Source organism: Flagellimonas lutaonensis, from assembly GCF_000963865.1.
GTDB lineage: Bacteria > Bacteroidota > Bacteroidia > Flavobacteriales > Flavobacteriaceae > Flagellimonas_A > Flagellimonas_A lutaonensis.
The window spans coordinates 644,873-656,761 of sequence record NZ_CP011071.1 but is presented as its reverse complement, the minus strand read 5'-3'; the positions used below and the strand labels follow the sequence as shown (position 1 = coordinate 656,761).

The 11,889-nt window shown below is 44.3% G+C and carries 15 protein-coding genes and 1 pseudogene; 12 read left to right on the top strand and 4 right to left on the bottom strand.

Annotation, left to right across the window (positions count from 1 at the left end; translation table 11 throughout):
- Positions 1-64 precede the first annotated feature (64 nt).
- The 7 genes from VC82_RS03180 to VC82_RS03150 all read left to right on the top strand — a co-directional run bounded on the left by VC82_RS03180 (position 65) and on the right by VC82_RS03150 (position 5,766).
- Positions 65-610 (top strand): DUF1599 domain-containing protein, encoded by a 546-nt coding sequence (locus VC82_RS03180; protein WP_045801084.1) that lies wholly within the window; start codon positions 65-67, stop codon positions 608-610.
- Complete coding sequence (locus tag VC82_RS03175) at positions 607-2,265, top strand: BT_3928 family protein (protein WP_045801083.1); 1,659 nt, start codon at positions 607-609, stop codon at positions 2,263-2,265. The genes VC82_RS03180 and VC82_RS03175 overlap by 4 nt, the downstream gene beginning before the upstream one ends.
- A gap of 17 nt (positions 2,266-2,282) precedes the next feature.
- On the top strand, positions 2,283-3,032 hold the full coding sequence (tpiA, locus tag VC82_RS03170; RefSeq protein ID WP_045801082.1) for a triose-phosphate isomerase: 750 nt from the start codon (positions 2,283-2,285) through the stop codon (positions 3,030-3,032).
- 108 nt (positions 3,033-3,140) lie between these two features.
- Positions 3,141-3,977: a 50S ribosomal protein L11 methyltransferase gene (gene prmA / locus VC82_RS03165; protein ID WP_045801081.1), complete on the top strand. Its 837-nt coding sequence runs from the start codon at positions 3,141-3,143 to the stop codon at positions 3,975-3,977.
- Between the two features lie 18 nt (positions 3,978-3,995).
- Complete coding sequence (locus VC82_RS03160) at positions 3,996-4,271, top strand: ATP-dependent Clp protease adaptor ClpS (protein ID WP_045801080.1); 276 nt, start codon at positions 3,996-3,998, stop codon at positions 4,269-4,271.
- A gap of 1 nt (position 4,272) precedes the next feature.
- Positions 4,273-5,049 carry a glycoside hydrolase family 16 protein gene (locus tag VC82_RS03155; protein WP_245615968.1) on the top strand — a complete coding sequence of 259 codons (777 nt, stop codon included), beginning with the start codon at positions 4,273-4,275 and terminating at the stop codon, positions 5,047-5,049.
- A gap of 93 nt (positions 5,050-5,142) precedes the next feature.
- The gene (locus VC82_RS03150; protein WP_045801079.1) at positions 5,143-5,766 is read left to right on the top strand and encodes a hypothetical protein; all 624 of its coding nucleotides are present in this window, start codon (positions 5,143-5,145) and stop codon (positions 5,764-5,766) included.
- 5 nt (positions 5,767-5,771) lie between these two features.
- On the opposite strand, the gene VC82_RS03145 is transcribed toward VC82_RS03150, so the two are convergent.
- Complete coding sequence (locus VC82_RS03145; RefSeq protein ID WP_045801078.1) at positions 5,772-6,245, bottom strand: hypothetical protein; 474 nt, start codon at positions 6,243-6,245, stop codon at positions 5,772-5,774.
- On the opposite strand from VC82_RS03145, the gene VC82_RS03140 reads away from it, so the two are divergent.
- Complete coding sequence (locus tag VC82_RS03140) at positions 6,237-6,527, top strand: hypothetical protein (protein WP_157517963.1); 291 nt, start codon at positions 6,237-6,239, stop codon at positions 6,525-6,527. The genes VC82_RS03145 and VC82_RS03140 overlap by 9 nt on opposite strands.
- A gap of 18 nt (positions 6,528-6,545) precedes the next feature.
- On the opposite strand, the pseudogene VC82_RS15945 reads toward VC82_RS03140, so the two are convergent.
- Together VC82_RS15945 and VC82_RS15195 are read right to left on the bottom strand one after the other, a co-directional pair.
- A pseudogene (locus VC82_RS15945) lies at positions 6,546-6,704 on the bottom strand (ATP-binding protein); the annotation flags it as partial.
- 27 nt (positions 6,705-6,731) lie between these two features.
- Complete coding sequence (locus tag VC82_RS15195) at positions 6,732-7,034, bottom strand: hypothetical protein (RefSeq protein ID WP_052698882.1); 303 nt, start codon at positions 7,032-7,034, stop codon at positions 6,732-6,734.
- Between the two features lie 356 nt (positions 7,035-7,390).
- On the opposite strand from VC82_RS15195, the gene VC82_RS03130 reads away from it, so the two are divergent.
- The 4 genes from VC82_RS03130 to istB all read left to right on the top strand — a co-directional run bounded on the left by VC82_RS03130 (position 7,391) and on the right by istB (position 11,107).
- Positions 7,391-7,951, top strand: coding sequence for a TetR/AcrR family transcriptional regulator (locus VC82_RS03130; RefSeq protein WP_045801076.1), 561 nt, complete (start codon positions 7,391-7,393; stop codon positions 7,949-7,951).
- 164 nt (positions 7,952-8,115) lie between these two features.
- Positions 8,116-8,532, top strand: coding sequence for a nuclear transport factor 2 family protein (locus VC82_RS03125; RefSeq protein ID WP_045801075.1), 417 nt, complete (start codon positions 8,116-8,118; stop codon positions 8,530-8,532).
- A gap of 278 nt (positions 8,533-8,810) precedes the next feature.
- Positions 8,811-10,355, top strand: a complete 1,545-nt coding sequence (gene istA, locus VC82_RS03120; RefSeq protein ID WP_045801074.1) for an IS21 family transposase — start codon at positions 8,811-8,813, stop codon at positions 10,353-10,355.
- Positions 10,356-10,375: 20 nt separating this feature from the next.
- Complete coding sequence (gene istB / locus VC82_RS03115; RefSeq protein WP_045803220.1) at positions 10,376-11,107, top strand: IS21-like element helper ATPase IstB; 732 nt, start codon at positions 10,376-10,378, stop codon at positions 11,105-11,107.
- A gap of 113 nt (positions 11,108-11,220) precedes the next feature.
- Here the strand turns inward: istB and VC82_RS03110 are convergent, their stop codons facing one another.
- Positions 11,221-11,835: a superoxide dismutase gene (locus VC82_RS03110; protein WP_045803219.1), complete on the bottom strand. Its 615-nt coding sequence runs from the start codon at positions 11,833-11,835 to the stop codon at positions 11,221-11,223.
- Positions 11,836-11,889: the final 54 nt, after the last annotated feature.

Genomic DNA, 11,889 nt, shown 5'->3' with positions numbered 1-11,889 from the left:
TATCTTTGGCGAAGGCTTTTAAGAGCCCAGACGGAACGAAAATTACGCAAATTAAAGCGATATGATGTCAGTGACCACTGAACAATATGACCAAGTAATACGGCAGTGCCGTTCATTGTTTGAAAAAAAGGGATCCGATTATGGGGCAGCATGGCGCATATTACGGTTGCCCTCTTTGACCGATCAAATATTCATCAAGGCCCAGCGCATCAGAAGCCTACAGGAAAACGAGGTCAGAAAAGTCGATGAAGATGAGCGCTCTGAATTTATGGGCATTGTCAATTATGCGCTAATGGCGCTCATTCAGCTTGAAAAGGGAGTAGTAGATCAACCCGACCTGACCGCTGAAGAGGCCTTGGAACTGTATAATAAAATGGTAGAGACCACCAAAAATCTAATGGAGGCCAAAAACCACGACTATGGCGAGGCATGGCGTGAAATGCGCATTAGTTCATTGACCGATTTGATCCTTCAAAAATTGTTGCGCATCAAACAAATGGAAGACAATAAAGCAGCGCCTTTGGTGAGCGAGGGCATAGATGCCAATTACCAAGACATCGTCAATTATGCGGTTTTTGCATTAATTCACTTAATGGAGGTTGAATCATGAAATTTTTGGTTGGGTTCTCGAGAATATTTGTAGGGGTACTTTTCATCATCAGCGGTCTTATCAAGCTTAACGACCCATTGGGGTTTTCGTTCAAGCTTGAAGAATACTTTAGCCAAGGTGTTTTAGACCTCCCGTTTCTGATGCCCTATGCTTTGGCGATATCCATATTTGTGGTAATCGTTGAGGTGTTGCTGGGGGTTATGCTCTTGGTGGGCTTTAAGCCCAAGTTGACGGTTTGGAGCCTACTGGCCATGATAGTGTTCTTTACCTTCTTGACCTTTTATTCGGCCTACTATAACAAGGTGACCGATTGCGGATGTTTTGGCGATGCCATAAAGCTGACCCCTTGGGAGTCGTTTATAAAAGACGTGCTCTTGTTGGTGCTCATAACCATTTTGGTGATTGGGGTAAAACACATAAAACCATTTCTGCCCAACCGCATCAATACGTTATTGATTGCTTTTTCATTGTTGGGCTGTACCCTATTTTGCTATTATGTGCTGAACCATCTGCCATTGGTCGATTTTCGGCCATACAAGATTGGGGCCAATATTCAAGAGGGAATGACCATACCCCACAATGCCCCCAAACCCATTTATGAGTACGCATGGAAGTTCAATGTGGGCGGTGAAGAAAAAGTGATTGTCACCAACGGGGAATACCCTTCGGTGGAGGGAGAATTCATCGGGGTAGAGACCACAGAGATACAGAAAGGCTACGAGCCCCCCATACATGATTTTACCCTAGAAAAAGAGGGTGTTGACCAGGCCGCAGACTTGTTGGCGGCCGAAAATCTGATGATGGTTATCGCCTATGATCTGGCCAAAAGTAATCTTGAAGCCTTTGAAGAAATCAAAAAGGTAAGCGACGAGGCCTTGCAGAAGGGGTATACGGTCATAGGTGCATCTGCTTCTAACGATGACCTAAAAAATCAGTTAATTGAACGCTATGACCTAAACTTTGATTTTTATTTTACCGATGAGACAGCTTTGAAGACCATCGTCAGGTCCAATCCGGGTGTGCTGCTCTTGAACAAAGGTACCATCATACAAAAAGTACACTATAACGATTTGGATGATTTGGTTTTACAAGAGAGCCAAGGCCGCGTTTCGTTGCACATTCAATTGAAAAAAGAACTTGACAGCATAATGGCCATGGACCAAAAATACCGCATCGACCTTACCCCTGAAAATTTGAAAAAACAAGCGGCGATTGATAGTAGTAATCTTGAGTATATAGAGGCTGTGATAGCCGAACATGGGTACCCGGGCAAAAGTTTGGTAGGCTACAGAACCGGGGAAGTGGCGTGGTATGTACTTCAGCATTCCAACAAAATTGGGCAGTATATTAATGTGATAAAAGAGGCCGCCGAAAACAAAGAATTGGGTTTTAGCAAGTATGCCATGATGCTTGACAGATACTTAGTTTCTCAGAATAAGCCTCAAATTTACGGAACCCAAGGCTCTACCTTGGCTGATGGCCATAATTTTATATGGCCAATAAAAAACCTAGATTCAGCAAACATTCTTAGAAAGAATATTTTTGGAAATACGGTCGAAGAATACTCAAAACAGTTATTCGGTGAAGATTTTGAATTTAAATATTATACGATTCAAGAAATCGATAATTTGAGAAAATCAACTTCCAAACTTTAAACCTAAAACATAGAAACATGAGAACCAAAATAGTAGCTGGCAACTGGAAAATGAACAAGACCTTGAAAGAAACAGAGGCTTTGTTGACCGAACTCTCTGCAAAACGTCCCGATACCGATGCAGAGGTCATTGTGGCCCCGACCTTTGTGAACCTCGATGCCGCGACGCGCCATTTAGAGTCTTCTGTGATCCAGGTGGCGGCCCAGAACATGCATCATGCAGAGAACGGTGCCTATACTGGTGAAATCTCGGCAGATATGCTGCTAGACATCGGTGTTGATACCGTAATTCTAGGGCATTCTGAACGCCGTGCCCTGTTTGGGGAAACCGATGATTTTCTTGCAAAGAAAGTAGATACCGCCATGGCCAAGAACATGCGTGCCATTTTTTGTTTCGGAGAAGAATTGCAAGACCGACGAGCCGGCAATCATTTCAAGGTGGTAGAGGCCCAATTGAAGAACGCCCTTTTTCATCTCGGCGCCGATGCTTGGCAACGAATCGTTCTTGCCTACGAACCGGTCTGGGCCATCGGTACGGGCGAAACGGCCAGCCCTGAACAGGCACAAGAAATGCACGCGTTCATAAGAAAGACCATCAATGAAAAATACGGGGCTTCCGTGGCGCAAAATGTTACCATTCTTTACGGTGGCAGCGTAAAACCGAACAACGCAAAAGAAATCTTTTCGAAGCCTGATGTGGATGGCGGACTTATCGGAGGGGCATCCTTGAAGGCAGATGATTTTGTCGAGATTATAAAAGCCATTTAATCCTAAAAGAATTAATTCCCCCGATACCATGCATTGGGGGTTGATTAAACACTGTTTCCGCCATGCGGGAATCTGTAAGATGTTGTTCGATTTTGATATTTTATTGTGATGGCCAATCATACCTATTTAGAGTTCATTTTTAATGTGAGTCCGCCACAACCGGCAACCGAAATCTTGATTGCCGAACTTTCTGAAATTGGTTTTGAGAGTTTTGTGGAAACAGAAGGGGGGTTGACGGCTTACATTAAGGTCGGTGATTTCGACCAAGATTCCTTTGAGGCCATTGGCCTCTTTTCGAACGATGGTTTTGAGATTTCATACTCCCAAAAGAAGATTGCCGACCAAAATTGGAATGCTGAATGGGAAAAGAACTTTCGCCCAATAGCCATAGGAAATCAGTGTTATGTGCGCGCCCCTTTTCATGAACCGAAAAATGTGCACTATGAGCTTATCATAGAGCCGAAAATGAGTTTTGGCACAGGCCACCATGAAACCACCCACATGATGTTGGAGTTTTTACTGCAATCTGACCTTAAAGGCAAATCGGTGCTTGACATGGGCTGCGGTACCGGGGTCTTGGCCATATTGGCCGAAAAACTGGGGGCCAACTCGATAGATACCATTGATATTGATGCCTGGAGTTATAAGAATACCCTTGAGAACGTTGAGCGTAACCGCTGTGGGCGAATCCAGGTATTTCAAGGGGATGCATCATTACTGGAAGGGCGCAGCTATGACGTTATTTTGGCGAATATCAACAGAAATGTGCTGCTAAGGGATATTCCCGTGTATGCCGCTTGCCTTAATGGCGGTGCAGTATTGGTAATGAGTGGTTTTTATGAGGAAGATATACCCCTAGTTGCACAAAAATGTGGGCAACAGGGCCTTCGACTTGAAAAAAAGTTGCAAACGAATAATTGGGTTGCCGTAAAATATGTATTTTAGAAAAGCAATACGTATCTGATGGGCACTAGAGAGAAAACATCCGAAGATATATTATTGGATGAAGAAACGGTAAAGCAAAACGAGATTGTACTTTTTAATGATGATGTCAATACCTTTGACCATGTCATCAATACACTAGTAGAGGTGTGCGACCACACCCCGCAGCAGGCCGAACAATGCTCGTTGATCGTGCATTATAACGGCAAGTGTACCGTGAAGACGGGCGAATACAAAGATTTGAAACCACGCTGCACAAAGCTTTTGCAGGCAGGCCTTAGTGCAGAAATCATCTAACTTGGGAAAACCGATCGGCATATGGGTAGCCCTTTTATGTTTTTTGGGCTGTACAGGCCAACAAGAACAATTGGTATGGGTCGAGGATTTTGAGGATGCACAACCCAGGGCAGACCGCTGGAATTTTGAGCTGGGCAATGGATGCCCAAACCTCTGTGGATGGGGCAATAACGAGTTACAGATATACACAGACCACAACCATACCATCAAAGATGGGTTTCTTACGATTACCGCCAAGAAAGAGGACTCCCTTTATACATCAACACGAATAACCACAAAAGATAAATTTAAATTTCAGTACGGTAGGGTAGAGGTGCGTGCAAAACTTCCGGTGGGCGCGGGCGTATGGCCTGCATTTTGGCTATTGGGCTCCAATATCGATGAAGTAGGCTGGCCATTGTGCGGTGAAATCGATGTGGTAGAATATGTGGGGCGAGAGCCCGACATGGTGTTCAACTCGCTGCACACCCAATCAAGTCATGGTAATACCATCAACACCAAGAAGACAAGAATTGACGACATAGAAGAGGGCTCTCATGTCTACGAGGCAAATTGGACCCCCGAAAAAATCGAGTTTTCGGTGGATGGAAATTTACTCTATACCTATGCTCCCGAAGTGAAGACCCAGAAAACCTGGCCATTTGACCAACCCTTCTATATGATTGTAAACTTGGCCATTGGCGGTAATTTTGGTGGCCCAGAAATCGATGATGCCATTTTTCCGCAAGAATTTTTAATAGATTACATAAAAGTGTACCAAGTCGGCGATAAACATTAGTTTCTCGACTCTTTATTTAGGCTCGGCTCTGTAAAAGAAAGGGCAATTTCATTAAATTTATAGACCTGTTATTTAAATGATTGCCACCCCTGAATGAGTGAATTTTTTAAATCAGAGCTGAAAGACCGCTTTTTGGAGTATGCAGCTGACCGCGACGATTATTTTGAGGTGCAGTTGTTGTACGATGAGTTTTTACGTCCACATTATAGCCTAGCCTACGCCCAAAAGCTGATTGACGAGATTTTGGAGTACGATCATAGGTTATTGGAGGTAATGAGTGGGAACGGAGCCAAGGTTTTCATGGTGGCCTCAACACCTGAAACAGTTGATTTTTTGGAAGAAGGAGGCTTTACCGACCTATATATCAGGGAAGAAGAAAAATGGGACACTTTTTTCGAGCATTTATCGAACAATCGGAAGCTTACCCAGGAAGAAATCGCCATTTTGGACGATTCAAAAAAAGCTACCCTCAAGAAAGAAAAGCGACTACTTTTCTTGTTGATATTCGCCGTTGCCTTTAGTTTTTTGTTTGCCCTTTTCAGTATCCTTAAAGACTCGTTCTCTAAAGAAGAATACATTACAAGGCAAGAACTCGAAGAGCGTCTGCAAGCGTTGCAATCCAATGATGAAAAGGAAATCTTGATAGAAGAAGTGAAGGCAGAAAATGGTGATGATTCAATATCGGTTGACAATATAGCGGTTGGCAACACCGAGTAAGGCTCTCATTGCTTCGCATACACGAGACTCTGGAGGCCTGGCAGATCATCGCCAATAATCAGGGTTAGGCGGTCGCCACTCAACACCAGTACGGCCTGAATGCTGCCGATCAAGTTCAACGTATTGCCAGAAGATACCCAATTGCCGCTCCGATCGATGACCCCCGAACAATCAACATTGTACAGATTGCCAGTTATAGGGCTTATCAGTTGCGGAAACACACCTGTTGAGCTCCAGGCTGAATTTTCGGTGAGCACCAAGGTATCGCGCAGACAATCCACTTCGGTCATAAGATTTGAGGTGGTGGTACCGTCATCGTTAGTGTCAATGGGCTCGCTGACATTTACCTCGGTCAGTTCCCAGGTACCTACAAAACGGGCATCAACACCCTGTTTTTCGTCTGACGGATCATCGGAAGAACATGACAAAAAAAGCAAAACAAAAGTCATGGTTCCAAGTACTGATAAGATATGCTTCATAACCAATTTTTTTCCAATTTACGCTTAAAGTTTCAAAAACAAAAAAGCCCATCAGTTATCAGAATGGCCTTTTTTTACTTTTCTGCCAAGTCAAATTTTTTGCAACAAGTTTTTACTTTTCTTGTTACAAATAATTTGGATTGTGCAATCGGTATTTCTATAAAAATAGAAAAAGTATTGGCAGTAAGCCTAAAAGGACGGCTTGAATATACTTTCTTGGTTCCACAAAAGGTCAATCTCGGAACCACTAGAGAAAAAGGCAAATGGACTGCCCAGATTTAATCTATCCTTGGGTTAAAATTAGTTTTTATTTTTCAATTTTCTTCTCATTGATTCTCCTTTTATATCTATTCTGTGAGCTGTATGCACCAAACGGTTGAGGATGGCATTGGCCAGTGTTTTCTACCCGATAATGTCGTGCCACTTTGATACGGGCAATTGTGATACCATTATAGTGGATTTTTTGCGGTGCCAGTCCTCGACGATCTATATAAGTGCATGCCTATTGAGGTTGTCCAATGGTTTAAGGCCGAAGTCATCCAAGATGGGTAAGTCCTGTTTTTCAAGTTTGTTTATCTGTTTTGGATAGGAACCGCGGGCCTTTGATGTCTTGCGAAGCTCTTTGTCAAAATAGGGAAAGTACTGCCTTAAGGTCAGCAGACGTTGGCTCTTGCGCTTTTGCCCGTCCTTAAAAAGGTTGTGGAGTTCCTCTAAGAGCCCTCTTCTCCACTTCGTAGGCCGTGAAACAGTACCGCTTGAAGAATTCGATGTACTGCCTGACCGTGACATGGGATATGCCCAATTGTTAACTTATCCCACGCTTGCTCGTACCAGAGGTGTACAGTTTGTAAATCAGTTTGGTTTTTCGCATGTCTATCTGCTTATTCGCCATGTTGCTCATTAACAAAAAAGCACTTAGATTTTTTACAGATAGTTGTAATATAAAGGTGGGTCACTTTAACTCGGCGAGGGTGGTATACTATGTCCGGCGTTTCCAAATAATCCCTTTTATGACCCTATTTGGTAAAAAACTTGGTCTGACTTAGTGAGTAGAAGCGAGACAACTAAATAGCACTAATCGTTAAATTTATGTTAAAAATATACAGACTTGTCTGTTTGTTCAAATTTATAAATATATTTGTCCCATGAAAAAGTTAGGCGTAAAAGAACGCATTATCGAAACAGCCTCTGATTTGTTCTATAATCAAGGGTATAACCAAACGGGTATTAACCAGATTATAGACGAGGCGGGCGTTGCCAAAGCAAGCATGTATCAGCATTTTAGGTCTAAGGAAGATATCGCCGAAGCGTATTTAGTCGCACGGCATGCGATGTGGATGGGGAAATTGGAGGAACACGTTTCTAAGTCGAAGAGCCCCAAGGCCAAGGTCATAGGAGTTTTTGATTACTTATCGGACTGGTTGACAGAGGTAAGTTTCCGAGGCTGTGGATGGCAAAATATTATCACCGACCTTCCTGCCGATTGCGATAAAATCAGGAGTCAGGCAGTTTTTCATAAAAATGAATTGAGAAGTTGGATAAAAGAACGACTCAAGGAAGATGGCGACCTCACAGCCAAACAAGCTAAAGATTTAGGGGATCAGGTCATGGTTTTAGTTGAAGGAGCAATAATCCTTTCACAAATTCAAAAGGATACGTGGCCAATTGTAACGGCGAGAAAAGCCTGCAAGAAGATACTGGCTTAAATATTTTAAATGACAAGAACGGAGTTGTCAGTTTGTTATTAGGTTGAAATAATTGCTAGGACAATAATTTTGAAAAATATAAACAGACTTGTCTGTATGATACATCAATCAAAATCCAACAGTATTAATCATACGTCATACAGGCAAGTATTTAAATAAAGGCAATGAAAAAAATAATCCCTCCTTTTACAAAGGAAACCGCCGCGGAAAAAGTGCAATTGGCAGAGAATGCCTGGAATAGTAAGAATCCTGAACAAGTGGCTTTGGCTTATTCAATTGGCTCTCAATGGAGGAATAGAGATAAATTCTTTACTGGTAGGAAAGCCATAGTTGACTTCCTATCGAATAAATGGAACAAAGAACTCCATTACGAACTTAGAAAGCACCTTTGGTCTTTTACAGATAACAGAATATCGGTTCGGTTCGAATACGAATGGCAACATGCTGAGACCGGACAATGGTACAGAACCCACGGCAATGAGCACTGGGAATTTGACTCGGAAGGCCTGATGAAGGTTCGGGATATGAGCGCCAATGATATTAAAATCAAAGAATCAGAACGCAAATTTATTAATCAATAATATCTAGAAACATGAAAACACAAAAAGAATCAAACAGTTCCTATTGGAACGCAAAACGACGTTACAGATAAGAGGGTCTTATCAAAGTTTAAACATCACAAAAAATGAATAACATGAAAACATTACTGCAAAAAACGGGCATAGTATACCACCTTGGGCGGACTAAAATGAGCATAGCGCGGCGGGGCAAAGTGAGCCACCTCGGGCGGACGAAAGTGAACCACTAAAAAATCGATTCTATTTGTGAGTTCCCATGGGTTCTTTTGTAAAAAAGGACAATGGCAAACAAACAGATAGATATGCGCAAGGCAAAAAGGATTTTCAAACTGTACGGCGAGGGCGTAAGCAAACGTCAGATCAGCAAGCAACTGGGCCTCTCCCGGAACACGGTCAGCAAGTACATCGACTTCTTCAAGCGTTACCGACTGACCCCTTACGAGGTATCGGCAATGACCCTGGAGGAGATCCACAGGCTCTTCAGATCGGACCAAAAGCCCAAGAGCGATCAGCTCAAGACCTTGGAGAAGTACTTCCCCTATTTTGACAAAGAACTACGCAAGACGGGCGTTACCAAGCAACTGTTATGGGAGGAATACTACGCAAGGCATCCTGACGGGTTCAAGCTCTCACAGTTCAGGTACTGGTACCGGGAATGGGCCAAGGAGGTCTCGCCCGTGATGCACTTCACCCACAAAGCGGGCGATAAGCTCTTCATCGATTTTACGGGCAAAAAACTCAGCGTTGTGGATAAACATACCGGGGAGCTACAAGAACTGGAGGTCTTCGTATGTGTTCTGGGCAGCAGCCAGTATACCTATGTCGAGGCCTGTGCCAGCCAAAAACTTGAAGATTTTATGCGCTGTACCGAGAACGCCCTCTGGTTCTACGGGGGCGTGCCCCGTGCCCTTGTAACGGACAACCTAAAATCGGCCGTTACCAAGAGCAGCCGCTACGAACCCAAGGTAAACGACACCTTCGCCGACTTTGCCGAACATTATGAAACGGCCGTACTGCCCACAAGGGCGTACAGACCGAGGGACAAGGCCATCGTCGAGAATGCCGTCAGGATAATCTATACCCGGGTGTTCGCACCGTTGCGCAACAGCACCTTCCACAGCAAGGCAGATATCAACAAGGCCATATCGGGGCTCCTGAAAACGCACAACGACAGGTCGTTCAGGGGAAGGGAATACTCCCGACGTTCGATGTTCGAAGAGGTGGAACGACAGGAACTGGGACCCCTACCGCTGAAGCGGTACGAGATAAGGTCATATGCCAAGGGCACCGTCCACAAGAACAGTCACACCTACCTTGGCAAGGACAAGCATTATTACAGCGTACCCTACCGGCACATCGGCAAGCAGGTCAAGATCATATATACCGATAGCTTCGTCGAGATATACCATAAACACGAGCGGCTGGCCGCCCATACAAGGAAAAGACAGAAGTACGGGTACACCACCGTGGCGGAGCATATGCCCTCGCACCACAGGTTCGTCAGCGAATGGAGCAGCGAGAAGTTCATCGCCTGGGCGGGCCATATCGGGGATTCCTGCAAGGGGTACATCATAGGGATACTCGACAAGAAACAACATCCCGAACAGTCCTATAAATCGTGCCTTGGCATACTCCATCTGGCCAAGAAAGTGGGGGACCGGCGACTGGACAACGCCTGTAGGCGTGCATCGGACTACGGGGCGTACAGCTACAACATGGTGGAGCGTATCCTGAAAAAGGGATGGGACGCACTGGAGGAGGATCCGCAGGAAAACATCGAAGTACCGGACCACAAGAACATCAGGGGAGGAAACTATTACAAATGATAACCATAAAAACAGATCATATGAACGAACAGACATTGGAACAGATGAAACAATTAAGGCTCCACGGAATGATAAGGGCCTTCAACACCAGTCTCTCGTCGCAGAGCATCGATTACACCAACGATGAACTGGTGGCATACCTTATGCAGTCGGAATGGGACGATAGGCAGAACCGCAGGATAGAACGCCTGACCAGGGCCGCAAGGTTCAGGTACAGTGCCGTTATGGAGGCCATCGACTACGCCCCCGAAAGGAACATCGACAAGAACCAGGTGCAACGTTTTGCGTCCTGCGGATTTATCGATAAGAAGGAGAACATCCTTATTACGGGAAGCACGGGAGTGGGCAAAAGCTATATGGCCTCCGCCATAGGCCACCAGGCCTGCTCGACGGGGCGCAAGGTCATGTACTTCAACACCGCAAAACTCTTTACCATGCTCAAGGCCTCGAAAGCCGACGGTTCGTATCTAAAGCAGGTCAACAAACTTGAAAAACAGGACCTGCTGATACTCGACGACTTCGGCCTAAAGCCCTTGGACAATATCAACAGGCACTCCTTTATGGAAATAATAGAGGACAGGCACGGAAAACGTTCGACGATAATAGCGTCCCAGCTACCCGTAGAGGCATGGCACGAGATCATCGGGGAAAAGACCATCGCCGATGCAATCCTCGACCGCTTGGTGCATACTGCACATAGGATCGACATAAAAGGGGAATCGATGAGAAAAAAACTAAGGAATAATCATTAATTTTAACACACGAATGAATCGATTTTAAGCACTTCGTTTACACTGCTCACTTTCATCCGCTGTGGGTGGTATACTTTGGCCGCCCTGTCCAGGTTATTAATGGAAACAAAAAGCTAAATCATCTTCCCCTCCACTTTTTCCCAATTGATAATTTTCAAAATATTCTTAATGTACTCCCCTCTTTTGTTTTGATATTTAAGATAATAGGCATGCTCCCAAACATCGATACCCAAAATTGGGGTACCCTGCATTTCCGAGACTTTCATCAATGGATTATCCTGATTGGGTGTTGAAAAAATATGTAGTTTTCTATTTTCGTCTTGAATGACCCATGCCCAGCCCGAGCCAAAACGATTTAAGGCAGCATCGGACAATTCGTTCATAAAAGCTTCCTCTGAACCAAAATCTTCATTAATCTTTGCTTTAAAAGCATTGCTCATCGAGCCCCCAGGTGTCAAAATATCCCAAAATAGGGAGTGGTTGTAATATCCCCCGCCATTGTTTCTTATGGATGTCGGTAGCTCGTCCATCCCCAATATTTCCCCGATGATCTTTCCCGAAATATTTTCCTCTTTAAGAGCCGCATTCAATTTGTCCGTGTAGCCTTGGTGGTGTTTGGTATGGTGTATTTCCATGGTTCTGGCATCAATGGTATCTGGAAACGCATCATACCCGTAAGGTATTTTAGGCAATTCAAAAGTCGTTGCTGAAATTTCTGTTGTATCCATGTCTCTTTCTTTTTTTGGTTCTGATTTACAGGCCGATAATAGCATCGAAGGTAT